Source organism: Paenibacillus sp. S-38 (assembly GCF_049942825.1).
Classification (GTDB): domain Bacteria; phylum Bacillota; class Bacilli; order Paenibacillales; family NBRC-103111; genus Paenibacillus_G.
Window position 1 is genome coordinate 2,095,510 of sequence record NZ_CP187970.1, and the last position, 23,091, is coordinate 2,118,600.

Annotated in this window: 25 protein-coding genes and 2 tRNA genes; 18 read left to right on the forward strand and 9 right to left on the reverse strand. The window is 58.4% G+C overall.

Annotated features, from left to right (window positions below):
* Window positions 1-257: 257 nt before the first annotated feature.
* Both ACP26L_RS10025 and ACP26L_RS10030 read left to right on the forward strand, forming a co-directional pair.
* Window positions 258-746: a hypothetical protein gene (locus ACP26L_RS10025; protein ID WP_426452385.1), complete on the forward strand. Its 489-nt coding sequence runs from the start codon at window positions 258-260 to the stop codon at window positions 744-746.
* A complete protein-coding gene (locus tag ACP26L_RS10030; protein WP_426452386.1) occupies window positions 743-1,561 on the forward strand; it encodes an aminoglycoside N(3)-acetyltransferase in 819 nt (272 codons plus the stop codon). Before ACP26L_RS10025 ends, ACP26L_RS10030 begins: the two co-directional genes overlap by 4 nt.
* A 793-nt stretch (window positions 1,562-2,354) precedes the next feature.
* Here ACP26L_RS10030 and ACP26L_RS10035 read toward each other — a convergent pair.
* Window positions 2,355-3,503: a GGDEF domain-containing protein gene (locus ACP26L_RS10035; protein WP_426452387.1), complete on the reverse strand. Its 1,149-nt coding sequence runs from the start codon at window positions 3,501-3,503 to the stop codon at window positions 2,355-2,357.
* A 201-nt stretch (window positions 3,504-3,704) separates the two neighbouring features.
* On the opposite strand from ACP26L_RS10035, the gene ACP26L_RS10040 reads away from it, so the two are divergent.
* Window positions 3,705-4,844, forward strand: a complete 1,140-nt coding sequence (locus ACP26L_RS10040; protein WP_426452388.1) for a glycosyltransferase family 4 protein — start codon at window positions 3,705-3,707, stop codon at window positions 4,842-4,844.
* Between the two features lie 1,321 nt (window positions 4,845-6,165).
* Here the strand turns inward: ACP26L_RS10040 and ACP26L_RS10045 are convergent.
* Both ACP26L_RS10045 and ACP26L_RS10050 read right to left on the reverse strand, forming a co-directional pair.
* Window positions 6,166-7,098, reverse strand: coding sequence for an EamA family transporter (locus tag ACP26L_RS10045; protein WP_426452389.1), 933 nt, complete (start codon window positions 7,096-7,098; stop codon window positions 6,166-6,168).
* Window positions 7,099-7,173: 75 nt separating this feature from the next.
* Window positions 7,174-7,938: a glucose 1-dehydrogenase gene (locus ACP26L_RS10050; RefSeq protein ID WP_426452390.1), complete on the reverse strand. Its 765-nt coding sequence runs from the start codon at window positions 7,936-7,938 to the stop codon at window positions 7,174-7,176.
* Window positions 7,939-8,107: 169 nt separating this feature from the next.
* Here ACP26L_RS10050 and ACP26L_RS10055 point away from each other — a divergent pair, with 169 nt between their 5' ends.
* Both ACP26L_RS10055 and ACP26L_RS10060 read left to right on the forward strand, forming a co-directional pair.
* A complete protein-coding gene (locus ACP26L_RS10055) occupies window positions 8,108-8,377 on the forward strand; it encodes a hypothetical protein (protein ID WP_426452391.1) in 270 nt (89 codons plus the stop codon).
* 73 nt (window positions 8,378-8,450) lie between these two features.
* A complete protein-coding gene (locus ACP26L_RS10060) occupies window positions 8,451-8,897 on the forward strand; it encodes a hypothetical protein (protein ID WP_426452392.1) in 447 nt (148 codons plus the stop codon).
* Here ACP26L_RS10060 and ACP26L_RS10065 read toward each other — a convergent pair.
* Complete coding sequence (locus ACP26L_RS10065; protein ID WP_426452393.1) at window positions 8,823-9,869, reverse strand: YkvI family membrane protein; 1,047 nt, start codon at window positions 9,867-9,869, stop codon at window positions 8,823-8,825. The genes ACP26L_RS10060 and ACP26L_RS10065 overlap by 75 nt on opposite strands.
* A 195-nt stretch (window positions 9,870-10,064) precedes the next feature.
* On the opposite strand from ACP26L_RS10065, the gene ACP26L_RS10070 reads away from it, so the two are divergent.
* The gene (locus ACP26L_RS10070; RefSeq protein ID WP_426452394.1) at window positions 10,065-10,685 is read left to right on the forward strand and encodes a DedA family protein; all 621 of its coding nucleotides are present in this window, start codon (window positions 10,065-10,067) and stop codon (window positions 10,683-10,685) included.
* Between the two features lie 111 nt (window positions 10,686-10,796).
* Here the strand turns inward: ACP26L_RS10070 and ACP26L_RS10075 are convergent, their stop codons facing one another.
* A complete protein-coding gene (locus tag ACP26L_RS10075) occupies window positions 10,797-11,519 on the reverse strand; it encodes a DUF4309 domain-containing protein (RefSeq protein WP_426452395.1) in 723 nt (240 codons plus the stop codon).
* A 364-nt stretch (window positions 11,520-11,883) separates the two neighbouring features.
* Between ACP26L_RS10075 and ACP26L_RS10080 the strand changes: the two genes are divergently transcribed.
* Together ACP26L_RS10080 and ACP26L_RS10085 are read left to right on the forward strand one after the other, a co-directional pair.
* Window positions 11,884-12,453 (forward strand): xanthine phosphoribosyltransferase, encoded by a 570-nt coding sequence (locus ACP26L_RS10080; protein ID WP_426452396.1) that lies wholly within the window; start codon window positions 11,884-11,886, stop codon window positions 12,451-12,453.
* Window positions 12,454-12,706: 253 nt separating this feature from the next.
* Window positions 12,707-13,030: a hypothetical protein gene (locus ACP26L_RS10085; RefSeq protein ID WP_426452397.1), complete on the forward strand. Its 324-nt coding sequence runs from the start codon at window positions 12,707-12,709 to the stop codon at window positions 13,028-13,030.
* A 132-nt stretch (window positions 13,031-13,162) separates the two neighbouring features.
* Here the strand turns inward: ACP26L_RS10085 and ACP26L_RS10090 are convergent, their stop codons facing one another.
* Entirely contained in the window at window positions 13,163-13,486 is a 324-nt protein-coding gene (locus ACP26L_RS10090; RefSeq protein WP_426452398.1) for a hypothetical protein, read from the reverse strand.
* A gap of 95 nt (window positions 13,487-13,581) precedes the next feature.
* Here ACP26L_RS10090 and ACP26L_RS10095 point away from each other — a divergent pair, with 95 nt between their 5' ends.
* The 3 genes from ACP26L_RS10095 (at window position 13,582) to ACP26L_RS10105 (ending at window position 14,819) form a co-directional block, all read left to right on the forward strand.
* Window positions 13,582-13,812, forward strand: coding sequence for a hypothetical protein (locus tag ACP26L_RS10095; protein WP_426454884.1), 231 nt, complete (start codon window positions 13,582-13,584; stop codon window positions 13,810-13,812).
* A complete protein-coding gene (locus ACP26L_RS10100; protein WP_426452399.1) occupies window positions 13,809-14,525 on the forward strand; it encodes an adenosylcobinamide amidohydrolase in 717 nt (238 codons plus the stop codon). The genes ACP26L_RS10095 and ACP26L_RS10100 overlap by 4 nt, the downstream gene beginning before the upstream one ends.
* Before the next feature lie 72 nt (window positions 14,526-14,597).
* Window positions 14,598-14,819 carry a hypothetical protein gene (locus ACP26L_RS10105; RefSeq protein WP_426452400.1) on the forward strand — a complete coding sequence of 74 codons (222 nt, stop codon included), beginning with the start codon at window positions 14,598-14,600 and terminating at the stop codon, window positions 14,817-14,819.
* Between the two features lie 59 nt (window positions 14,820-14,878).
* On the opposite strand, the gene ACP26L_RS10110 is transcribed toward ACP26L_RS10105, so the two are convergent.
* A complete protein-coding gene (locus tag ACP26L_RS10110; RefSeq protein WP_426452401.1) occupies window positions 14,879-15,106 on the reverse strand; it encodes a hypothetical protein in 228 nt (75 codons plus the stop codon).
* A 556-nt stretch (window positions 15,107-15,662) separates the two neighbouring features.
* Window positions 15,663-16,658: an LCP family protein gene (locus ACP26L_RS10115; protein ID WP_426452402.1), complete on the reverse strand. Its 996-nt coding sequence runs from the start codon at window positions 16,656-16,658 to the stop codon at window positions 15,663-15,665.
* Between the two features lie 218 nt (window positions 16,659-16,876).
* Here ACP26L_RS10115 and ACP26L_RS10120 point away from each other — a divergent pair.
* From ACP26L_RS10120 to argS, 5 genes are all read left to right on the forward strand, one after another.
* Window positions 16,877-16,960, forward strand: a tRNA-Leu gene (locus ACP26L_RS10120).
* 504 nt (window positions 16,961-17,464) lie between these two features.
* Window positions 17,465-17,548, forward strand: a tRNA-Leu gene (locus tag ACP26L_RS10125).
* A gap of 229 nt (window positions 17,549-17,777) precedes the next feature.
* Window positions 17,778-18,914, forward strand: coding sequence for a DUF2264 domain-containing protein (locus tag ACP26L_RS10130; RefSeq protein WP_426452403.1), 1,137 nt, complete (start codon window positions 17,778-17,780; stop codon window positions 18,912-18,914).
* Between the two features lie 112 nt (window positions 18,915-19,026).
* Entirely contained in the window at window positions 19,027-19,512 is a 486-nt protein-coding gene (locus ACP26L_RS10135; RefSeq protein WP_426452404.1) for a GNAT family N-acetyltransferase, read from the forward strand.
* 269 nt (window positions 19,513-19,781) lie between these two features.
* The gene (gene argS, locus ACP26L_RS10140) at window positions 19,782-21,491 is read left to right on the forward strand and encodes an arginine--tRNA ligase (RefSeq protein WP_426452405.1); all 1,710 of its coding nucleotides are present in this window, start codon (window positions 19,782-19,784) and stop codon (window positions 21,489-21,491) included.
* Window positions 21,492-21,816: 325 nt separating this feature from the next.
* Here the strand turns inward: argS and ACP26L_RS10145 are convergent, their stop codons facing one another.
* The gene (locus ACP26L_RS10145) at window positions 21,817-22,233 is read right to left on the reverse strand and encodes a YjdF family protein (protein WP_426452406.1); all 417 of its coding nucleotides are present in this window, start codon (window positions 22,231-22,233) and stop codon (window positions 21,817-21,819) included.
* 250 nt (window positions 22,234-22,483) lie between these two features.
* On the opposite strand from ACP26L_RS10145, the gene ACP26L_RS10150 reads away from it, so the two are divergent.
* On the forward strand, window positions 22,484-22,711 hold the full coding sequence (locus tag ACP26L_RS10150; protein WP_426452407.1) for a YqzE family protein: 228 nt from the start codon (window positions 22,484-22,486) through the stop codon (window positions 22,709-22,711).
* Window positions 22,712-22,928: 217 nt separating this feature from the next.
* Window positions 22,929-23,090, forward strand: a complete 162-nt coding sequence (locus ACP26L_RS10155) for a hypothetical protein (RefSeq protein WP_426452408.1) — start codon at window positions 22,929-22,931, stop codon at window positions 23,088-23,090.
* The last annotated feature ends 1 nt before the right edge of the window (window position 23,091 follow it).

Sequence of the window (23,091 nt, forward strand, 5' to 3'; positions counted from 1 at the left end):
AGAGCCGCTCGTGCACCGTGCCGTCAGATGTGTACAGCCCTCTTCACGGCATGCTGAACATGCTGCGTGCCGTTCTGGCAGTGCTCGTCCGGGCCTGGATGCCGTCTGCGCAGCATGCCCCTGCCCCAGCGCCCTGTTCCTGTGTGGAACCGGGCGCTTTTTTGCCGTAATGCACATTTGCTGGTAACTTTTGTCTCCCCCGGGACGTCTGAAATAACGAGGTGATCCCTTTGAACAAGCGGTATCCGTGGATAAGCGTGACTTTTCTGTCCTGCTGGCTGTTCGGCGGTTTTTATCTGCTGACTTTTATGATCACCGCGACGAGCTACGGCTTATTATCAGGCGTACCGGCGGACATGTCCCGGGAGGTGTCGTGGATCTATTACGGCGTGTTGTTCTCCGTGCTGTCCTATCTGCCGATGGGCGGTCTGCTGTTCAGTTATGTGAGACGCAGGCCGCTGATCCTGATGCTTCATGCGGTGGGGATTGGATTTTTGCTGGAGAAGGTGGTCTTTGTCTATCTAGGAACACTGCTCGGGACGGGCTACCCCTGGTATGGCCGGGATTATCCCCGCAGCGGATATGCTGTGCTCTGTGAGGAACTGCCGATGTACTGCGGAGCGAATTATGTCTGGAGCTATTACGTATGGGGCACGGCTGCAGCGCTGGCATCCTTCTACTGGGGTACCCGTATCGCGGGGGCAGCGATTGCCAAATCCAAAAAGAAAGAGCGGGAAGAGTCATGAAGCCCATCGAAGGAAATCTTTATACGATCGACAGCCTGGTTGAAGATTTGCAGCGTATCGGACTCCGGAGGGGGATGACGGTGATCGTGCATTCTTCGCTCAAATCGTTCGGCGGCTGGATTCCCGGAGGACCGGTCGCGGTCATACTGGCACTCGAAGAGGTGCTGGGACGGGAAGGAACGCTTGTGATGCCGACCCATTCGTCCGATCTATCCGAGCCCTCGCGCTGGCAGAACCCGCCGGTCCCCGAAGCCTGGTGGGAGACGATCCGCCGCACGATGCCGGCGTACGACCCGAGTCTCACGCCCACGCGTGCCATGGGGGTGATCCCCGAGTGCTTCCGCAAGCAGGAGGGTGTGCTTCGCAGCTCGCATCCACTGGTGTCTTTTGCCGCTTGGGGGGCGGGGGCTCAGCGGATCACGGAAGGGCATGCGCTAGCCTACAGTCTCGGCGAGGACTCTCCGCTCGCACGCTTGTATGAAGCGGATGCCCGCGTGCTGCTGCTCGGGGTCGGGCATGGAAATAATACATCGCTTCACCTGGCGGAATACCGCGCTTCTTATCCCGGTAAGGAAGAAGAGGAGCAGGGAACCCCTGTCTGGAAGGACGGAGCAAGGGAATGGACAACCTATCCGGATATCCGCTTGGACAGTGATGATTTTGAGGCGATTGGAGAGGCGTTCGGGGCTGAGACCGGACTTGTTACCCGAGGCAGGGCAGCGGAGTCGCCGGTTTTATTCATGCCGCAGCGAGCTCTGGTCGACTATGCCGTGAAGTGGATGGTGGCGAACCGGGGAAGGGAAAAGAGAGGGTAGCAGAACTGCCCGCTGAGGGGAGCGTCTCTTGTTAAAAAGGGGTGACGGAGTCGCGCTTACTCCAAGCAGGAGTGCTGCGCTTCAGCATGGTTAGGTAAACTCCACGCTCGTACGCCGGCATGCTCCGGTAAAGAGGATGGAGGCGAACCGGAAAAGGGAAAAGCGGGGGAGCAGGGGACCTGCCTGCTGATGGACGGTCTCCCGATGAAGGGTGAGCCCCGGCGCCATTCGGATCAACTGAACGCGCTGCGTCTTTTCATTTAGACCGATGCCTAGTGCCGCACTTCCTATCCACCTGCGAGATGCGAACCATAACCGGTTAGCGGCAACCGCATGACCCAGAAGTCTTTATCCGTCTGCACCGTGTCTTTCAGCCGGTACGCTTCGGCCTTCCGTTCCCCCTCCACACCAAGAATCTACGAGCCGCGCTGCGTCTTTTCATATAGACCGATGCCAGTGTCGCACTTCCCATCCACCCGCGAGATGCGAACCATAACCGGTTAGCGGCAACCGAATGACCAGAAGTCTTTGTTTGTCTGCAGCGTGTCTTCCAGCCGGTACCTCTTCGGCCTTTCGTTCCCCCTTCACACCAAGAATCTACGAGCCGCGTGGCTGCGGGGACCGCGCGAGAGACTTGTCCCCACGGGTCAGCCTGCAGATCGACTTTCCAAAAGGGGTCCGATACTAGGGGGTTCCGATACTCCCAGCGAGGTCCGTTCATCCGCTTGTGTAGGCGCTCACCTATCCGGTTTTGCTCCTGCCGGTGTCGGCGCAGAACAAGGCGGCAGACCTGTCAGCCTTGAACCACCTTGTTTTTCCCCGTTGTTTTGGCCTCATACATAGCCTTATCCGCCCCTTTGATCAGGGAAGCTGGAGACATCCGCCTGCGCCACTTTTTGCAGCCCATGCTGACGGTCACGATCGTTTCTTCCTCGACCCTCCGGCGGATCCGTTCGGCCAGCTCCAGCGGGTCCGTATCCGGATTTTTGACCAGGATGACCATCTCCTCGCCCCCATACCTTCCGCAAATTCCGCTCTCCTCCGTCTCCTCGGTGAGAATCCGGGCAACCTGCTTCAGCACTTTATCGCCCATATGATGCCCTTGCGTATCGTTCAGTTTCTTGAAGTTGTCGATATCGCTGAAGATCACCGTCACTGGTACGCCGCTTTTGACATACTGGACGACCCGGGCATCGAAGTACTTGCGGTTATAGAGCTTCGTCAGGTCATCCGTGATTGAGGAGGTGTAGACGGCCTGCAGAATTTCGATGACCCTCTCAACGATGAACAGGAAGAGTACGATATAAAAAAGGAAGGGAATCGTCAGCTCGAGCAGGTGCAGATCCCCCTGGTTCCCGTCGAAGAGATACGCGTTCACCGTGTGAATGGCATGTGCGGCAAAATACACGGTAAGCATCGTCTGATACTTCCCGTTCTGCCCGATCCGCGGATGGACGAGCATGAAGCACAGGAAGATGAGCACGAACAGGAATAAATCCATGCCAAGAGGGCGCAGCAGCGTGTGGAGTTCCTCATTGCCGGCCAGCCAGCGGTTGGCGGACCAATATGTAATAGAGACACAGACCGTTAAGGCGAAGGTAAAGCCGTAGAGAATAAAATCCCTTCGCTTGGTCGCGTTGTAGAGCTGATAGAGCCCGATGTTCACCATGACGAACGCCAGCACCTTCAACAGGAGCGCAGTATATTCCTCGCCCGGCGACAGGGAGCCTGAATAGGCCAGGACGATCATCTGGATATGCTGGATGACCAGGAGCCCGAGGGCTATGATCATGGACAGGTAGCCGATCTTGCGCCGCGTGACCAGCAGGCGGAAGGATACGAGCATGGTCATCAGGATGATGACGATAAGCAGACTGTAAAGATAGACGGAGCCCGAGGGTCCGTACAGCGTCTCACTAAGGGATGTTGGATTTGCGTTCATGCGGTTTGGGAAGGCCTCCGCCCTGGAAAAATGGTGTAAATCTCATTGACACCTGCCTATTATACCAAACGTATATTCGTTTCGGGAAGCCTTGTGATAGGTTCTGAGAATCTGTTAGGATGGAAGAGTAAGCAGTGCAGCGGCACGCGGACGTGCCAAGCCGCAAGCGACAACAAAGAGAAAGACCGGAGGAGGAGAATCATGCGTATACTGCAAGCGTTGTTTTTTCCGCCGGAGCAGCCGGGCGGCGTATCCTCCATGGTCCCCTTCATGCTGGACCGGTTCAACAAGCGGGGCTGGGAGATGGATCTGTTCTCGCTTCCGAAACGGGTGCGCAGCAAGGGGAGCGAGGAAGTGACGTTCTCCACATTCGATTGGACGGTCTATGCAGGCCATCCCATTGTGGACAAATACATACAAACGTTCAAGGACTACGTCTGGTGGACAAAGATGCGCCAGAACAAGACCTATGACCTCATTCATGCGCATCATCCCATTGCCGCCCTCGTGATGAAGCGGCTGTTCCCGGACACTCCGCTGATCATGACGATCCACTCGAGCTATGAGCGGGAGCTCATCCTGAACGGCCGCATCAAGGAGAACGGGCCTGAGCACCAGTTCCTCACTTCGATCTACCGCGAGCTGGAGGAGACGGTGGACCAGCTCATTACCGTGTCGAATTCCTTCAAGCACTATCTCTCCGAGTATGTGCAGGAGCCCGAGAAAATCGGCGTCATCCCGAACGGATTCGACGAGAAGCGGTTCAAGCCGGTGCACCATGAGAACAAGGTGCCGCAGCTCATCACGGTCTGCCGTCTTGTTCCGGCCAAGGGCCTCGATACGCTGCTGCTTGCCTGCGCCGAACTGCGGCGCAGAGGCCATGCGTTCGTGCTGCACCTGATCGGGGACGGGCCGATGCGGCCGGAGCTCGAGGCGCTGGCCATTGAGCAGGGGCTCTACGAGGACACGATTTTCTACGGTTACATGCTGCATCCGGAAGACTTCATGCCGTTCTTTGACGTCTTCGTCCTGCCTTCGCAGGCGGAGGCGTTCGGCTCGGTCTTCGCGGAGGCGGCCCTGTGCGGCCTGGCTGTCGTCGGGACGCAGGTGGGCGGCATCGCCGAGCAGATCGAGCACGGGGTGAACGGCCTGCTTGTGCCTGTCGGTGACGTGCAGGCGCTTGCCAGCGCGCTGGAGAAGGTCATCGGCGACCCGATGTACCGCTACCAGCTAGGACGCATAGCCCTCGAGAAGGCGACGAAGTCGTACTCGATGGCGCGGGTCGTCCAGCAGCTGCGGGGCGTATACCGGACGTACCGCAAGGAAAAAAAGGACTCGTAAGCCGTGCGGCAAGGGACAATGCTTAAGGTGGCTGGATGACTGCGGTCAGTAAAGCATACGCGTGCGGATCGTGGGGGAAGGAGCGGCAGAGCTGGCTGTAGAAGGCTGTAGGGGCCGTAGGGGCACAAACAGTGTCCTTGGGTTGCTCGCCTGCCGCGGGTCTTATCGACTAAGCGAGAGAGGTGGCAGGGTAGTTCCCTGTACCGTTTGCGGGCTGAGGAGGGCTGGAGGGAGAGCGGCGCGCAAGCCGAACTGCCTGGCGCGTGATGTGCATGCTGCTTGGTCAGCAGAGCCCGGACCTGAACGGATGACTGGGCTGCATAGCTGGTCAGCTTGGCCAGAGGAGCGGGTGGCTGCTTAGTCAGCAGAGCCCGGCCTGGACGGATGACTGAGCTGCATAGCTGGTCCGCCTGGCCGTAGGAGCGTGAGCTGCATAGTCATCAGAGGAGAGCTGGACGGATGACTGAGCTGCATAGCTGGACTGCCTGGCCAGTGGAGTGAGTGCTGCATAGTCAGCAGAGCCCCGACCTGGACGGAAGACTGAGCTGCATAGCTGGTTCGCCTGGCCGGAGGAGCGTGTGCTAGCAAAGATAGCTGGACGGATTCCTTCTGGAGATATTTTTTGCCAAGATGCTGGACCTAGTACACTTCACTTTAGTACGCCTCGCCTAATAGAGGAACTCAGATGCGTTAAGTTCTGCATCTGCAGGGCTATTCCGTAAATAGAGGAACTGAGATTCGCTATCTATTAGCGAAAGGCTGTCTTTTGTTCAAAATGGGGCCGATAAGACACCTGAGTTCCGCTATTCGTCGGGAAATAACGGGAAATACTCAAATAAGGCATCCTAGTTCCCTTATTTTTATTTCGCTATTGGAACAAGCCAAGGACCAGCGATGCATGAAATAAAAGCCTGACGGCACGTATACCGTCAGGCTTTTTGGTGCTCCAGTACATTAGCTTACGGGTACTAGCCCGTATGCATCCGCTATAGCACGCGTGCCCGGTCCGCTGCCCGGGCATGCTTGATACCCACGCCGGCTAGGGCGCCGAGCACGTTTGTTTCACCGCATCCACACGTGTGCGCCTGAATCATCGCGCTCGCACCACAGCTTCTATACGCTCGCATCGCCGCGCCTCCGCCGCCGCCCGAGCGCTCGCATCACCGCGCCTCCGCCGCCGCCCGAGCGCTCACATCACCGCGCCTGCAGTCGCCGCCCAAGCGAGCCGCATCGCCGCCGCGCTACGACGCTGCCCGAGCACGCTCGCATCACCGCGCCTGCAGTCGCCGCCCCACGCGAGCCGCATCACCGCGCTTCCGCCCTACGAAGCCAGGCGCAGCACAATGACGCCCAGCAGCGCTGCGGTCAAACCGGCGGCCTCCAGCCGGGTGAACGGCTCGCGCAGCCCGAAGCGGGCGTAGAGCAGAACGATCACGACGTTCATCGCGGAGACGACGGAGACAAGTCCCGTGACGCCGAGGCGGAAGGCCGGCATGATCAGCATCATGCCGGAGATGTTCGTCAGGCCTACCGCCATGCCCCACAGGAACGTGCGGCTGCTCGTCCAGACGGCGGGTGCATGGGGAAGCCCTTCAGCCGTTCCGCTATCCCCTGCGGCCGCCAGTTCGCTGCGGGCCGCGACGGCTTCCTTCCGCGCTGCCTCCGCTTGGCTGCGGCCAAGCCGCCACATCAGGCCAAAGAGCACGGTGCCGGTCGCGTACATCAGGGTGAGGGTCGGCAGGGTGGCCGCTCCCATCAGGGTGGCGCCCTTCGTCGACAGGTCCGTCAGCCCGAAGAACAGCATGGCGATCGCACCCCAGTGGGCCCCCTGCAGGTTCTTCAGGGAGATATCGTTGGAATAGCGGATCATGAGCACACCGGCGACGATGATAAGGAAGGCGGCAAGCTGCCACCCGTTGAGCTTCTCGCCCCACACCAGGTACGCGAGCAGCACGACGACGACAGGAGGGAGGCCGGTGAACATCGCGACGAGCGAGGCTTTGCCTACGGCATACCCTTTGTACATCGCCGCGTTGGAGGTGAAAGAGAAGAGCCCGAGCAGCGTGCCCATCCAGACAGCCGGACTCCAAGGGGCGGATGTGAGCAGGCTGGCGGCCAGAGCCACCACCATGCCGCAGAAATAAACGCCCAGCAGCATCAAATTGCGGTCCAGCGGACGCTGGGAGGACCATTGATACAGGATGCCTCTCAGCCCGAAGCACAGCGCTGAGGCGGCGGCAAATACGAACCACATGACGAAAAACTCCCTGCTGACATGGAATAGCGCCCTTCCGACGGACGGAAGCGGCGCCTCAAGATGAAGTGCATGTTACTCTTCTTCGTAGATCATCTTCACCGTCATGCCCCCGTCGATGACGAGATTCTGACCGGTGATGAACGACGCCTGGTCGCTGGCCAGGTACAGGCAGGCGGAGGCGATGTCCGGCGGGGTGCCGACACGACCGGCGGGATGCTGCAGCCGGTCCCGATCGGAATGGACGGGCTTGCGGCGGGCCGAAGCCTTCTGCCAGTCGGCCGTCTCAATCCAGCCCGGGGAGATGGCATTGACCCGGATGCCGTAGCGGCCGAGCGATACGGCCATGGCGTGGGTGAGCGAGAGCAGGCCTCCCTTGGAGGCGGCATACGACTCCGTATCGGGCTCCGACATCAGGGCCCGGGTGGAGGACATGTTGAGGATCACGCCGGAGCGCTGCTCCTTCATCAGCCTGGCGGCGAGGCGGGAGCACATATAGGTGCCCCGAAGATTGACCCCGAGCACCTCGTCGAACGCGGCGAGCGGAAGCTCGAGCATCGATCCCGCCCGCATGATCCCGGCGTTGTTCACAAGCACGTCCACGCGCCCGAAGTCTTCACGGATCAGTTTGAACCATCGCTCCACATCCTCTTCCTTGGAGACGTCGGCCGGTACATACATGGCCCTTCCGCCGAGCCGGCGGATCTCCTGCACCAGCTCGAGTCCCGCTTCCTTGTCCGGATCGGCCGCGGCGATCTCATAGCCCGCCGAAGCGAAAGCAAGGGACACCGCCCGGCCGATTCCCTGGGCTCCGCCCGTGACGGCGGCTACCTTCGTCATAAGCTCACCTCCGATTCGCTGGGATTGATGATAGACTTGTACAAAGAAAGCCCGATCGTATATTCTGGACATATCCCGAATTTCCAGGCACATCCTTTTTAGGGGTCGCTTTATTCCTCTGAGTATAGCGAATTCTCCGGGAGTATTTCAAGTAGAAAGGAGCTTCCTTATGGACTCCGGCGGGCGTGAACCAAGAGAACTTACTTACAGGGACGGATGGAGGCGCGGGAAGATTTGCCCCGCGGGCAGGGAGACTGTCTCGGATCGTGGGGGAAGAAGCGCAGGGGAGAGCGGGTACCCGGCGCACCGGCACAGCCTGCTCTGGCAGAGCCCTCACCGGAGCCTTCCCCGGTGGACCCCGCTGCTGCTGCTCCTGCTGCCTGCAGCCGTCTTCGCCGGCTTTCTCTGGCTGGTCTATCTCCTGGCCCGGATGATATGAAACCGGGGGCCGCGTTCTCCGGTACTCACCGCATAACCTGAACGAGAGATGATAACCCGAGGTGTATGAGCGTATGATGATGGTGCTTGCAATACTTGGAGCTGTCCTGGGACTGGCGATGACGGCGGCCGCCGTATGGATGGCCTGGACGGTGTGGTCGGCCGGGCGTGCCGGTGCGGCTGCGGCCTCGAACGGGGCAGGGGGCGTGAAGCCCGGACTGCTGCCCCACCTGCAGGCGGCTGTTCCGCGGCAGTGGACTTATTTTGACTATATGCTTCTTCTTCTGTTCCTGACCGGCAGCATGTTCCTCTTCACGGATCTGATCGCCGTACTGCGCGACGCGGAGCTGTTCCCGCCGTACCATTACGGATATTTGCTGTGCGGCTTTGTCTTCAGCTTTACCGGAATGCTCATGATGGCGCTCCGCCTCTTCCTGGTACTGAATTCAGGAGGCGCTGGAAGCACTGTTCCGGCGGAGGATCATCAGAACCAACCAGGCGAGCGAGAGCATGCCGAATAAGGGATAGAGCGACGAGAGCAGCGTCTTGAAGCCGACCTGACTCACGAAGTAGCACAGGCACAGAATGATCGGAAGCAGGATCTGGTAGGGCCATCTTGTCCGCTGTTCGAGCTGCAGTACCACTCCGTAGACATCCGAGAGCAGCGTGGTGAAGATCTCGCCGTAGATGACGAGAATGAAGAGCAGCTGCAGCAGCGGCCCGACCTGGTGGATCAGCTGGCCTGTCGGAATGTCGAACTGGGTGATGCCGGGCATATGGGCGGAGAGGGCAAAATGTACCGCAAGGAGCATGGCGCCGATCCACACCCCGCCGATGATGCCGCCCCAGCGAAGCACATTCCGGTCCCCGACGCGCACCCCGAGAGGGACCAGCACCGCCTGTGCCATCGTGAGATTGAATGCGGCGTAGAGCAGCGGGGAGAACCAGATCCGGGCGGCAGGGTAGTCCGATTCGAGCCTAAGCCAATTACCGGCTCCCGGGGTGCCGAGCGTCTGCCAGACGATCAGGCAGATGAAGGCGCCCATCAGGGGGACCACCACGGTGTTCACAGCCACGATGGCGTCCATCCCCCGGACAAGCAGAATGTAAGCTAGGGCCAGAGTGATCAGCAGGCCGAGCTGGTGCGGGAAGCCGAGCTGCTCCGAGAAGACGGCGCCCGAGCCCGCGAGCATTACGGTGGATACGCCGAACAGGGAGATCAGCGTAAGCAGACTGACCCACCCGCCGACTTTATCGCCGAAGAGCAGCTTGTTGAGACCCTCATACGATTTGGCGCCTACTTCGCTGGCCAGAATCATGAGCTTGATGCCGATCCAGATGAACAGGAAGGTGGAGACCCCGATCGTGAAGGTGGCCATCCACCCGTACCGGGTAAAGAATTGGAGTATCTCCTGTCCCGTCGCGAAGCCGGCGCCGACCACCGTGCCCACATAGGTAAAACTGACCTGCAAGACGTCAGTCCATTTTTTCATGTGTACCCGAGTCCTCCTCGCCGACCTGAGCTTACTATACAACCTATGAAACAGGGGCAAGCCTCATGCCTTTTCTTCCGATTTGCATTGAGGGAAGCTTGGGCTTTCGGACGTTTTCTGATACAATGGGAGATGGGGTACAAGATTCGACAAGTGCCTTTCTTCTCTTGAAAAAAATTGCTGGAGCGTGTCAGAGTGGAGCATCTTCTTCAGTATATAAACCAGTACGGTTATATCGCTCTGTACGGGCTGCTGGCACTGGGCATTGTCGGGATTCCGGTGCCGGATGAGATTCTGATGACGACGGTGGGCACCCTGACGGCAGCCAATAATCCCGTATTGCACTTCGGTACGACGCTTCTGGTATCGTTTCTCGGGGCGATGACGGGCATGATGCTGAGCTATACACTGGGCAGGACGGTGGGCAAGCCTTTCCTGTACAAGTACGGCCGGTGGGTCAAACTGACGCCGGAGCGCCTCTCGGTGGCGGAGGGCTGGTTCAAGAAGTACGGCATGTGGGCCGTGTTCTTCGGGTATTACGTTCCAGGCGTACGCCACTTTACTTGTTATTTGGCGGGAGTCAGCAATGTGAGCATCTGGAGGTATCTGCTGTATGCAGCTTCCGGCGCTCTCGTCTGGGTTACAACGTTCCTCACGCTGGGTCATGTCATCGGCACGAATGCGATTCGTCTGATTAACGGGCTTCATCATCACATGGCGTTACCTATCATACTCATTCTTATCCTGGCTGCAGGCATCATCCTGTATATTCGGTACCGCCGCCGCAAGAAATCGGCATTCGGTTCCTCGGAGTAACGGCGCCGCTGGTCGGCTCTATGTCAACCGCGTCTCCCATTTTTATTTATAAACATAGGCACAGCCAAAAGACCTTGACCGGTTAGGGTCAAGGTCTCTTTTTGCATGCAGCTATTCGGCGAAAAGCTTGATCGAATTGACCTTCTGGCTCTTCGGATCGACGTCGAGCTTGAGAATGGCCCCCGTCGCTTTGTACGTCAATACATAGCTGGTATTGGAATCAGGCTTGCCGAGTGCCTCGTATACGCTGGACACCGGATCCCCCAGCTTCAGTCCGTTCAGTCCCGGGTTGATCTCGCCGCTCCGCACGTCGACGAAGTGAAGCTGGTTCTGGCTGTTGAAGCCGACCAGGAAATCCGTGTAGTCGTAGACGGTGATCGGGTCCGCATCGTCCTCCATGACGAACTGGTCTTTGGGCTTGCCGAACCTGCTTGTGATCTCCCCGGCATCCGTTTTGAGCGTCAGGCCGAGCAGGGTCGGATTCGCTTCCGTGTAAGGCGACTTGATCTCGATCTTTGGTTTGTCCGCCGCGGCGGTTTTTCCTTTGGCGTCTTTGGCCGGCGGCGGCGTTGGAGCGCCGGCCGTCTTCTCCGCATTGCTCGCAAGCGATACTTGATCGTCGGAGGCTGCGGGCGTGGTCTGCGGTGCTGGAGACGGGGGACCGGCAGGCAGGTCAAGGACGGCCGCCGGCTTCTGCTGCTGCGGTGCTGCCGGCCCCTGGGCAGGCTGTGAAGCCTCCGTTCGGGTGTCCGCAGTCTGGCACCCCGCCGCGGCGAGGGTTGAAATTATGGTCAAGACGGACAAGAAACCGGTGAAGGCTCTCTCTCTGGTCATCACGAACTTCCTTTCCGTACATGGTTACGCGCTTGCAATTGATGCTCTCGCATGACTGCCGATGGGCTTCCACAGCAACCTATAGAGATGGACTATCTCATCATACTCTGTTCGCTCCAAGTCTTCAAAGATCAAATCAGGCCAAATCCGGTCAAAATGAAAGAAGATCAGCCCTTTTCATTTTCATCACTGCAAATATTAGGCAATCGCTCGTCTTTCTACCCTATATACCCTATTTAACGAAAGCTGAAACCGGAAGGTTGCACCCCTGCTGGGGAAACTTCCCCGCCTGCTGCACTTGAAACCCCTGCGGACCTTGTGATAAGTTTACGAATAAGGTTGAAGAGCGGAAGGAGAACGAGGTATGGAACTGTTGAAACAAAAGATTCGCGAAGTGGGCGTGGTGGTCTCGGACGAGGTGATCAAGCTGGACGCCATACTCAACCACGCGGTGGATCCTGTGTTGACGACGGAGATGGGCCGTGAGTTTGCCAGACTCTACCGGGAGCAGCGGGTGACGAAGGTTCTGACGATCGAATCCTCGGGGATTCCGATTGCTTTCGCAGCCGCCCAGGAGCTTGGGGTGCCGATGGTGTTCGCCCGCCGCAAAAAAACGCTGAATACGGATGTCGAAACGTACTGCGAACGCGTGCCGTCTTTCACCAAAGGGTTTGTAACGGATATTATGGTGGGTAAAGAATTCTTGAACGAGACAGACCGTGTCGTACTCATCGACGATTTCATCGCGAACGGGGATGCGGCCCGCGGGCTGATCCGAATTATCCGCCGCTCCGGTGCGGAACTGCTCGGCCTTGGAATCGCTGTGGAGAAATCGTTCCAAGCGGGCGGACGGACCATCCGGGAGTCGGGCGTGCGCGTGGAGTCACTCGTGAGAATCTCGTCTCTCGCCGGCGGCCGGATCGAGTTTGAATAACAAGATTTGGGCGGGAGGGTTCGGGGATGAAGCCTTCCATCCGGTGTCGTTTTCCTTTATAATAGCCTTAAGCGACTAAGGTAAACAAGCATGGCCGTCCCGGACGGCAGGGTGCGATTACTGGCAGGGGGAGCTTCATCCCAACCGTTTGCTGTGCAGAAGAAGCTGGACTGACGGAGCTACAGACGAGAGAGGTCACGGTTTTGACGCAGGAAGGATTGTTGCTTGACTAACAAGGGGAGGTGCAGCTAGCATGGGGAAAGAAATTCCGGTTGATTTTTTCGTAACGAAGCTGAACGAAGCCAAGATCCACTTTGAACGTGCCCTGGATTGTAAACATACGGATTTTGACGATCTGTATCCCTATATGATTGAGCATCCTCAATTTTTCTGGTACAAACGTTATGTCGCCTGGTCCGAACTTCTCACGGTTGTGAAGCTGTGCAAGGAGCTTGAGGTTTCGTGGGAGGAACAATTCACGGAGCAGCAGATCGAGTACATCAACAAGCGCGTGATGTCCAGCAAGGTGCTGGATTACTGGTTCGAGACCAATGATTCCCGCGAGCATGTAGGTTAATCCGTTTTGATAATGACAGAACCTGTCCCCGGTATCCGGTGGTACAGGTTCTTTTTTTGTAAGCCGGGGACGGGCTCCGGACAGCTGCTGACCCGCTTCACGAGGAAAGGGGCTGCCTCGAGCGGCCCCGGGCTACTGCCGCAGTCCGTCAAGAATGTTCATGGATTCGATATGGCTGCGGGTCTCGGGGGTACCCAGCTTGTGCAGCATCCGGTAAATTTCCTCCAGGTTGGCGTCATAGACGTCATTTTCTTTATCCTTGTGGTACAGACGGTAGGGGATGACGGCTCTTACCGCCGTATCGCCTTCGGCATCATCCTGGTCCTCGAACAGCTCCGCGAGCTGATCGATCTCCTCGTCAGTGGCCTGAATCTCGAATTCAAAATTGCCGGTGGAATCGGCAGGTTCCAGAATTTCCCCTGATCCGACCGCAATATAGTAGGTTTTCTTGTCCATGGTCTGTGGTCTCCTCCGGCTATTCTCGCGTTCTCTCTTGTTTATTGTATCCCCCAAATGGTGTATTCTTATAACAAAGGAAAGGCGGGTAGATGATGATTACCGACGAAGAACTCGATCAATACCGGGTGGATGGAACGCTGCTGCGGATTGTCCGTGATGCGGACCGGGCCAATGACGTGCGCGGCTATGTCGTAGCATGGGATGACGAGACGGTCATGATCCGCAAACGGACACGCCGTGTGGTGAAGCTCGACCGCGGGTATGTGTACCAGCCGTATACGGAAACGCGGGCAGAGCTGTTCGCAGAGGAGGAGGAAGAATGAGAGGGGTCCAGTACGAGCCGCTGCCGATCGAGGGGCTGCGCTTCGGTTACGTGGACAGCGGGTACGAAAGCGTAATGATGATCGAGAGCGAAGCGCCGATGCGGGCGCTGAATTCCTCCATGTGGGGCGAAGGATTCACCGCTTCCCGCAGGCTGATCAACCGCCAGGTCTCCAAGCATTACCTTGCGGAGGATCCGCTGAAGGAGATGCAGGCTTACTTTGAGGGGCAGGGAACGCCTTGGGAGGGGAGCGCAGCGCTGCTGACGGCCGCCGAGCTCAAGGACCGGGGGTACCGTTACGTGGAGCTGGGCCTCGGCGGAGGGGTGTGCGCCTGGGTGACGGCGGGGCTCGGCAACAAGATCCGCGGCGGCAAAGACTGTGAGGATGCGGCACTCTATCCCGGCACGATCAACACCATCGTAGTCGTGGACGGGGATATGACGGACGCGGCCTTCGTGAACGCGGTCATTACGGTGACCGAAGCCAAAACGGCAGCCCTGCAGGACCTGGATGTGCGTCTGGAGGACTGCGGACTGACCGCCACCGGCACGTCGACGGATGCGGTGATCATCGCTTCGCTGCAGCGCGGAGAGCGTCACCGGTACGCAGGCATCTCGACCAGGCTGGGCTACGCGATTTCGCGTACCGTATACGAAGCAACGGTGGAATCGGCGGCCAGGTATCTAAACCGGCAGCTTTCTGCGAAGGAATGAGAGCTTCCGGGGGCGTACATGCTATAGGCAGCAGACCGCCGAAGGAAGCGGATCCGGACAGGAGGTACGGGAATGGAACACAGACGGGAAGAACCTTCGGGCAGTGTGGAGCTCGAGAAAGATTATATACTGAAATTATATACCGCAGGCAGCGGGGTGGAGGGGGAGGTCGTGATGAGAGACCTGAACTCTCCGGGTACGGGAACGCATCTTTTTGATGTTCCCCTTCAGTCTTCCGAAGAAGCCGCAGCTTCATGGGCGGTTACGGCTCTTAGGGCGATCAGGGAAGGCTGAACGGATGGAGCAGCTGCTGGAGTGTAAGCGTATCGAACCGGTTCCATGACAAGTTCATGTCATGTTTTGGTCCGGAAGGCCGTCCCGATACAAAGCAGCGCCAAGGTAGCGATCAGGCTGACCATCACGAGCAGCAGACTCCCAAGCAGAAGCAGGACACCGGGGAACACCAAGGACAGCAGGAAGAACAAACCTACGGCCGTCAGCAGAATATGAACCGTCAATTGAACGAGCTTCCAGAACAGCACCGCGAGCAGAATACCTGCCAAAATTTGCAGTATAACCACGTTCATCCCTCCTATGAGGAGTATATGAAGACCCGGACAAAAGATGATGATCCGGTACCCAGCCGGTTGTGGTATGCCGGGACAGGCGCCGAGCATATACTGTTAGACCACTATACGTGCAGGAGGCGGGGCTGATGAGAGAGGGCTCGGCTTTGCGGGGGACGGTTTTCGGCATCTTGTTTACGCTGCCGATCTGGGCGCTGATCATTTGGGGCATCAGTCGGTGGATCGGGTAATGGGGCTATGGTTATCGAGTGATTGGGTTGAGGCAGGATGACGGAAGGTGTGAAGGCGGAGAGCAGCGACGCGCTTGGAAGGCAGGAAGCCGGCAGCGTTCGTTGTGTGGAAGAGGAGGAGCGGGGCTTCCATTAGCCCGGACCATGGCGGTTGCTCGCAGCAAAAAGCCGTTCCCTGGCGGAAACGGCTCTTTGGGGTGTAAGGGGGACGCGGCTGCCCGGTTGGTGCGGAGGCCCGATAGAGGTATTCCTCAGCCATGGCTCTAGAGCTTAGGTCAAGAATCGCGTACCGAAGGACAGGACCGCGAAGGCGGCCGGGATCAGCGCAGATACTGGCTGCCAATAGCCCGAACAGCCGGGAGATCCGGCTCCCAGTACCACAGAGGCTGGCCCACCAGCGGATCCTGGGCGGTGAGAGAATGCCCGGGAAGCTGTACATAGACCATATCCTCCGGCATCAAATCCTTGTACATCAAAGCGAGGGAGATGATGTCGCTGTCCGTAAGATTCGTATCGATGACATTCTTCTTGATCTCCTTGATGAGCCCCGGCAGCTCGGGCAGCCGTTCGGGGGACAGCAGCTTGTGAGCTACCGCCCGGATCAGCGCCGACTGGTCGGCCTGCCGCCCGAAGTCCCCGTTGTCGAGGGAGTAGCGCTCCCGCACAAAAGCCAGAGCCTTCCACCCGTCGAGATGCTGCCGGCCGGCAGGAAGGTTCTGCTGGATGGCCGTCAGGAAGACGTCGGCCGGGATATTGATATCGACTCCGCCGATCTTATCGATGAAATCGACGAAGCCCTTGAAGTTCATCTTGACGTAATAATGAATCGGAGCCTGCAGCAGGTCGCTCACCGCCTGGATCGAGGCTTCCGTACCCGCTTCCCCGCCCCCCTTCAGTTCGGCCATGAAGTGGGCATGATTCACTTTCGTCAGGCCGATGCCCGGAAGCGGCACCCGGGTGTCACGCGGGATCGAGACCAGATTGACCTTGCGCTCCTGCGGCTTAACCCGGCTCAGCATGATGACATCCGACCTGGAGGACCGCTCCCCGAGCGTATCGAGACCGAGAACAAGCACATTAAAGGCCCCGTCATCCTGGGGAGCCTCTTCAGACTTCCCGGGCTGCGCCGGAGGCTCTGCCGGGCCCGCTGCTGCCGAGGCTTCGGCCGAGGGCGGAACCTCCGCTGCCGGAACGGCTACGACCGGATGCTCTTTCTCTTCAAAATGCCGGGATGGCAGCAGTTCCCGGTAGACCCAACCGGCTGCGACGCCGACCACGATGGTCCCGGCAATGACGTATTTGACCCACTTTCGCATGCTGTACACCTACTCTTCAGGACGTAAACCGGAACCATACATACAATAGGATACGAATCGTATCGATTAAAGGACCGACTTCATTTTGTATACGAATTGTATCACATATCGGCTACCAATAAAAAGATTTGACTTGCGGATGGGGGAGGTGGTATGATACCTCTTGTCTCCATGAGATAAGGCTTTTTATCAAGCTTTACTTTGAAGACACCCATTATGCGGTCGTGGCGGAATTGGCAGACGCGCTAGATTCAGGTTCTAGTGGTGTAACAGCCGTGGAGGTTCGAGTCCTCTCGACCGCATTACTTCTTCCTTTAAATAAGCAGTGCATCGAAGTGAACAGATACTTGCCTCTTAATCGGAGATGCATTTCCGATAAGGGGCATTTTTGTTATATCGCTCCCTATGACTAATCTTTCTTTACACGTAAGTGGCGAGGCTGATGGGAAGAGAAGTGCCTGCCCGAGCTTCGGAAAACAAAGGGAAGGCACGACAATAAAACGAATCATGAACGTTCCTAAGACAGAATAATGTTGTTCTGTTCATCCGTTTCGAAGGATCGGACTTGTTGATCCATACGTTGATCCTTCTGATTCTTATCCTGCAATCATGATGGTTAATGCGGAACCGAAATTTACAGCGCAATATTCCAATTCGTACGGGCTTGACTTCGTGAAGCGATCGGTATATACTACGTTTTATTGGTAAGAAGCGGGGCGTTAGACACATGATATGGTTGCCTGACGTCATGCCCTAATGCAATATACCGATGAATGTACGAGTCGAGGTTAGACCGTACGACATACGCGGTCGTGGCGGAATTGGCAGACGCGCTAGATTCAGGTTCTAGTGGTGTAACAGCCGTGGAGGTTCGAGTCCTCTCGACCGCATCGCGAACAAGAGCAAAGGCCTGATCCGGAAGGATCAGGCCTTTGCTTATTTGTATGCTCATTAGGTCAGGGCCACATGTCGCAGCCAACTGTCCGCATGGCAAAAAAACAAATGCAGTTCGGGATACCATCTGATATAATAGCCACAAAGAAAATTTAAACGTTTAAATAATAAAAAGCAACATCTTATCTTTCACTCTAATCATTCCACTGTAAAGGGGACTGCCTCATGCACGAGCACCGCACCTACTGTATTCAAACGTTATGCCGGATCGCCGGACCGGTCCTGAATGCCCTTGCCGGGCGCCGGCTGAAAGAGCTCATGCCCGTCGAAGCCCACTCGGAAGACCGCGCGCAGTGCTCGCACCTGGAGGCGCTGGGCCGGACACTCGCGGGGATCGCTCCCTGGCTCGAATCGGGCAGCCGCGAAGGGGAGGAAGGACGCCTGCGCGAAACCTACGCCCGGCTGGCCCGGGAAGCCGTTGATGCAGGGACCGACCCGGCGTCGCCCGATTACATGAACTTCAGCGAAGGCACGCAGCCGCTGGTGGATGCGGCCTTCCTCGCCCATGCGCTGATGCGGGCTCCCGGGGAGCTGTGGGACCGGCTGGATGGGCGCGTGAAGCGGCAGGTGATCGAGGCGCTGAAGTCGACACGGGCGATCCGGCCCTGGTTCTCGAACTGGCTTCTTTTCAGTGGGATGATTGAAGCGTTCCTGGACCGGGCCGGCGAGGGTGGAGATCCCATGCGGATCGATTATGCCCTCCGCCAGCATGAGCAGTGGTACCTTGGCGACGGCGTGTACGGAGACGGTCCCGAGTTCCACTGGGACTACTATAATTCCTTCGTCATCCAGCCGATGCTTATCGACATCACGGAGCAGGCGGGCCGCCGCTTCCCCGAGTGGGAGGCGATGCGGGAGCCAGTGCTGCAGCGCGCTCAGCGCCACGCAGGCGTACTGGAGCGGCTGATCTCGCCGGAGGGCACCTTCCCGCCGGTCGGGCGGTCGCTGGCGTACCGCTTCGGCGCGTTCCAGCTGCTCGCGCAGATGTCGCTGCGCCGGGAGCTGCCACCGGGCGTGGAGCCTGCTTCGGTGCGCTGCGCTCTGACTGCCGTGATCCGGCGGATGGTCGAAGCACCCGGCACGTTCGACGCGGAGGGCTGGCTGACCATCGGCTTCTGCGGGCATCAGAAGAATCTCGGCGAGGGCTATATCTCCACAGGCAGCTTGTACCTCTGTACGGCGGTCTTCCTCCCGCTGGGGCTGCCGGAGAACGACCCTTTCTGGACGGGCGAGGCGGAGTGGACCAGCCGCAGGCTGTGGTCGGGGGGCGAGGCTTCGATCGACCGGGCCATATACGGATGAGGCTTACGGCCTTCCTGAATCAGGCAGAAATTGACCGTTGTCATCCTCTCCAAACCCTGCTATAGTATGCGGCAGTAGAACCTGTAAGGTGCAGAGAGGAAGGCATAACCACATGATCATCAGAAAAGCCCAAGCGGGCGATCTTCCCGCTATTGTCGATATTTATAATGAGGCCGTGCTGAATACCGTGGCCACCTTCGATACCATTCCCCGCACGCTGGAGCAGCAGGAGGCCTGGTTCAAGCAGCACGGCGACGCTTATCCGGTGATCGTTGCAGAGCAGGACGGTACGGTCGTGGGCTGGGCCTCCCTCAACCAATACTCCGACCGGCTCGCGTATGCGCGGACTGCGGAGCTTTCCTTATACATACATGCGGGGCACCGGGGGCAGGGCACCGGCAAAAAGCTGCTTGAAGCCGTGCTGGAAGCCGGCCGCGCGGCAGGACTGCACACGGTGCTGTCCCGGATCGTGGAGGGCAACGACAGCTCCATCCACATCCACCACGTGTACGGGTTCGATACCGTCGGCACCATGCGCCAGGTAGGCTTCAAATTCGGGCGGATGCTCGATGTGATCCTGCTGCAGAAGATGCTCTAAGCGCAGCGGCCGTAAGATCTTGGCTGCTTCGGAGCACGGCCGGCCAAGCTTGACTCGGTTTTGGCCTCCCGATATAATGGAAGGTATGCAAAGGCTGGAAAGTCAAGAAGCACCGCATTCAGGCACCCCAAGGCGGGGTGCTTTGTTGTAATTGGAGGAGCCGCTCCGAGTCCGGGCTGCAACGGAAGCTGGACGGCGGCCGGCTCTTTTGGATGCGAGCTGTCTTCATTGTCCGCCTTCTTCGTACGACGAAAGGGGTTTATCCTATTATGAATTACAAACAATGGCTTGCGCAGCAGCTGGCCGGGAAGTTCGAGGGTCTGGACCGGGACACGCTCGCGGACCTGATCGAATACCCGCCGAACCCGCAGATGGGCGACCTGTCGCTGCCCTGCTTCAAACTGGCCAAACAGCTGCGCAAAGCTCCGCAGGCGATTGCCGAAGAGCTCAAAGCGGGTTGGAGCGGCGATGAGTCCGTCGAGCGGGTGGATGCCGTCGCAGGCTATTTTAACGTATACCTGAATCCTGCCAAGTTCGCCTCCCAGGTGGTGGGTGAAGTGCGGGAGAAGGGGGATCGCTACGGCTCCCAGAATATTGGGCAGGGCCGCAATGTCGTGATCGATTTCTCTTCGCCGAATATTGCGAAGACTTTCCATATCGGGCATCTGCGCTCCACTGTGATCGGGAATGCACTCTACAAGATTTTTGAATTCCTGGGCTACAACAGCGTGGGGATCAACCACCTCGGCGACTGGGGAACCCAATTCGGCAAGCTGATCGTCGCCTACAAGCTGTGGGGCGACAAGGAAGCGGTCGAAGCGGACGGCATCGCGGAGCTGCAGCGCATCTATGTCAAGTTCCATGACGAAGCGGATAAGACCCCCGCTCTGGACGATGAAGCACGCGCCTGGTTCGTGAAGCTGGAGCAGGGGGATGCCGAGGCGCAGGAGCTGTGGCGCTGGTTCGTGGACATCTCGCTGAAGGAATTCCATAAGATGTACGAACTGCTTGGGGTCACTTTCGACTCCTATGCCGGCGAGAGCTTCTACAACGATAAGATGGCTGCGGTGCTCGACGAGCTCAAGGCCAAGAACCTGCTGGAAGAGGACCAGGGGGCACTGCTGGTACGGCTGGACGATTATAACATGCCACCGGCATTGATGGTCAAAAAGGACGGAGGTACCCTGTACCATACCCGTGACGTAACGGCTGCCCTTTACCGCAAACATACATATGACTTCGAAAAGGCGGTCTATGTGACGGATGCCGGACAGAGCCTGCACTTCAACCAGTGGTTCAAGGTTCTGGAGCTGATGGGCTACGAGTGGGCGGCGAATCAACTGCAGCACGTGCCGTTCGGCAAGGTCTCGCTGGAGAACGCGAAGCTCTCGACGCGCAAAGGCAACGTGATTAACCTCGAAGACCTCCTGACGAAGGCGATCGAGAAGACGCGCAGCATCATTGAAGAGAAGAATCCCACGATGGAGAACAAGGATGAAGTCGCCCGCCAGATCGGTGTGGGCGCGATCATCTTCAACGATCTGAGCAACAACCGGATCAAGGATATCGTCTTCTCATGGGACGATGCCCTGAACTTCGAAGGCGAATCGGGACCTTACGTGCAGTATGCGCATGCGCGTGCCTGCCGTGTGCTCGGCAAGGCCGATCCGGCAGAGACGGCGGCCGCGTCGCTGAACCCGGAGCAGCTGACGAATCCGGAGGCCCAGGCGGTGCTGCGCCAGCTGTATCTGTTCAAGGAGCGCTTGGAGCAGGCGATGTACAAGCTCGAGCCGTCCATCGTCTCCCGCTACCTGATCGATCTCGCCCAGAGCTTCAACCACTTCTACCACCAGTGCAAAATCGTCACGGCGGACGAGGCTGAAGTGCGGATTGCCCGCCTGGCTCTGACCGACTGCTTCCGCACCACGATCCGCAACGGCCTTGCGCTGATCGGTCTGGAAGCGCCGGAAGAAGTGTAGGGATTGGATAAAGTGTAAACACGAATTGGCAGCCTTCGCTGCTGCGCATAAAACCCCGCTGACCGCAGACTGGATGTCTGGTGGTCGGCGGGGTTTTTGGCCATACCTGAAGGAATGACGGTTTCATGTCAGGATGATCTCACTGAACATGACAGAAAGATTAACCTGCGATCTCAGGCCCATAGGAACGGGTGCGGCCGGGAGAAGGCGGGAATGACGGGGCGCTCTCTCCCGCTGCCGAGGCCCTTCGTTCCAGAGGGGAGAGTTACGGGATCTCATCCGTCGATGAGGTCCCGGCCTGCCCGCGCGTCTTGTATCTGGGCCGCTACCGGCCGCGGTGCTTCGCTTTGGCTTTGCTCACGGCAATCTCGCGACGGCGGGCCTGCTCCGCTTCCTTCTGCGCTTTCGTTACGATCCGGCGCGTCTTCTTACGGTGCTCCAGGTCCCGGGCCAGCGCCTCCTGGGCCAGACTGCGCACACCGGTGCGCCGCATCTCCCGGGCCGCTTCGCGGGCCAGCCGTTTGGGGCTTACGCGGCCGCGGTCCGCCGGAGCGGAGTCCAAAGCGATGCCGGCCTGCGTGCGCTCAAGCAGGGGCAGCATCTCCCCGCGTACGAATTCCAGCACCTCCGCATCGTAGGGCTCGGAGCCGAAGATATGCCTGCAGGCTTTATACACCCCGCCGGACTCGTGCTCCACCACTCCAACCCAGAACTCGCCTTCAAAATACACCGTCAGCTTCATGACATGTCCCTCCCTCTGATCTTACGAGCGATGGACATCCCGAGGGGGGAAGGATATGACACGGCGGGGGAGCCGACAAAGTCTGTGAGTGTATTGACTCCTCTTTGTCTGCAGGGATAGCCCCGCCGTGCATCCGGGCTACCAACCGGACCGCGATTTTACGCTCCCTTCCATTATAAGGAAGGCCGGCGTTTGACTCAAGCCGGTCCGGGCTATACTGAGGCTGAGAGCAGAGAAGGGCGGGAAGGGCATGGCCAAGGGCGACGAGCTCGTCAAATACTTGACCGTTCAGGTCATCAAATATTTCGAGACCCCGAAGGAAGAGCGGAAGCTGAAGCGTGCCGGGAAGCGGGAGGCCCGTGAGCAGTGGCAGTATCGCTGGTTCGGCATGCTGCCGCTGGCTATGAGCATGTGGCTCGAACCGCTGCGCCGCGGGATTGGAAGATTGCGAGAGGAAAGAAGAAGAAACAAGCTTTAGCCGTAGTCCGGCTGAAGCTTTTTTTTGTTGTTCTGCAGCGGAATGGCCCTCTGCCGCACCAGCGGATTTCGTGGAAAGACAGGCTTTTCGCTCAGAACATCCCTCCCGCGGGCAACGTATCATGCAGTATGGATTTATATCAACGGCAGATGGCCTTCCTATGAATCCGTCACGGAGATTCATATAACGGTGTCCGGCTGCGAAAGGAGGAATGACCATGATTACCCTGTTGATTGTCATAGTCGCGGGCTGTTCGCTGTACTTCGTGCTGAAGCCGCCGCACCCGCAATGGGCGGCGGAAGCTGAACCGGAGGCTTATGCCGCCGCGCTGCCCGAAGCCCATCTGCCCGAGCTGCCTCCTGCGCTCGCCAGGGAATGAC

What these genes read in the sequence shown, in the direction of transcription:
- ACP26L_RS10030 (WP_426452386.1), top strand. Translation starts at nt 743, where the DNA reads ATGAAGCCCATCGAAGGAAATCTTTATACGATCGACAGCCTGGTTGAA.
- ACP26L_RS10035 (WP_426452387.1), bottom strand. Translation starts at nt 3,503, where the DNA reads ATGAACGCAAATCCAACATCCCTTAGTGAGACGCTGTACGGACCCTCG.
- ACP26L_RS10040 (WP_426452388.1), top strand. Translation starts at nt 3,705, where the DNA reads ATGCGTATACTGCAAGCGTTGTTTTTTCCGCCGGAGCAGCCGGGCGGC.
- ACP26L_RS10045 (WP_426452389.1), bottom strand. Translation starts at nt 7,098, where the DNA reads ATGTGGTTCGTATTTGCCGCCGCCTCAGCGCTGTGCTTCGGGCTGAGA.
- ACP26L_RS10050 (WP_426452390.1), bottom strand. Translation starts at nt 7,938, where the DNA reads ATGACGAAGGTAGCCGCCGTCACGGGCGGAGCCCAGGGAATCGGCCGG.
- ACP26L_RS10055 (WP_426452391.1), top strand. Translation starts at nt 8,108, where the DNA reads ATGGACTCCGGCGGGCGTGAACCAAGAGAACTTACTTACAGGGACGGA.
- ACP26L_RS10060 (WP_426452392.1), top strand. Translation starts at nt 8,451, where the DNA reads ATGATGATGGTGCTTGCAATACTTGGAGCTGTCCTGGGACTGGCGATG.
- ACP26L_RS10065 (WP_426452393.1), bottom strand. Translation starts at nt 9,869, where the DNA reads ATGAAAAAATGGACTGACGTCTTGCAGGTCAGTTTTACCTATGTGGGC.
- ACP26L_RS10075 (WP_426452395.1), bottom strand. Translation starts at nt 11,519, where the DNA reads ATGACCAGAGAGAGAGCCTTCACCGGTTTCTTGTCCGTCTTGACCATA.
- ACP26L_RS10080 (WP_426452396.1), top strand. Translation starts at nt 11,884, where the DNA reads ATGGAACTGTTGAAACAAAAGATTCGCGAAGTGGGCGTGGTGGTCTCG.
- ACP26L_RS10085 (WP_426452397.1), top strand. Translation starts at nt 12,707, where the DNA reads ATGGGGAAAGAAATTCCGGTTGATTTTTTCGTAACGAAGCTGAACGAA.
- ACP26L_RS10090 (WP_426452398.1), bottom strand. Translation starts at nt 13,486, where the DNA reads ATGGACAAGAAAACCTACTATATTGCGGTCGGATCAGGGGAAATTCTG.
- ACP26L_RS10095 (WP_426454884.1), top strand. Translation starts at nt 13,582, where the DNA reads ATGATTACCGACGAAGAACTCGATCAATACCGGGTGGATGGAACGCTG.
- ACP26L_RS10100 (WP_426452399.1), top strand. Translation starts at nt 13,809, where the DNA reads ATGAGAGGGGTCCAGTACGAGCCGCTGCCGATCGAGGGGCTGCGCTTC.
- ACP26L_RS10105 (WP_426452400.1), top strand. Translation starts at nt 14,598, where the DNA reads ATGGAACACAGACGGGAAGAACCTTCGGGCAGTGTGGAGCTCGAGAAA.
- ACP26L_RS10115 (WP_426452402.1), bottom strand. Translation starts at nt 16,658, where the DNA reads ATGCGAAAGTGGGTCAAATACGTCATTGCCGGGACCATCGTGGTCGGC.
- ACP26L_RS10130 (WP_426452403.1), top strand. Translation starts at nt 17,778, where the DNA reads ATGCACGAGCACCGCACCTACTGTATTCAAACGTTATGCCGGATCGCC.
- ACP26L_RS10135 (WP_426452404.1), top strand. Translation starts at nt 19,027, where the DNA reads ATGATCATCAGAAAAGCCCAAGCGGGCGATCTTCCCGCTATTGTCGAT.
- argS (WP_426452405.1), top strand. Translation starts at nt 19,782, where the DNA reads ATGAATTACAAACAATGGCTTGCGCAGCAGCTGGCCGGGAAGTTCGAG.
- ACP26L_RS10145 (WP_426452406.1), bottom strand. Translation starts at nt 22,233, where the DNA reads ATGAAGCTGACGGTGTATTTTGAAGGCGAGTTCTGGGTTGGAGTGGTG.
- ACP26L_RS10150 (WP_426452407.1), top strand. Translation starts at nt 22,484, where the DNA reads ATGGCCAAGGGCGACGAGCTCGTCAAATACTTGACCGTTCAGGTCATC.
- ACP26L_RS10155 (WP_426452408.1), top strand. Translation starts at nt 22,929, where the DNA reads ATGATTACCCTGTTGATTGTCATAGTCGCGGGCTGTTCGCTGTACTTC.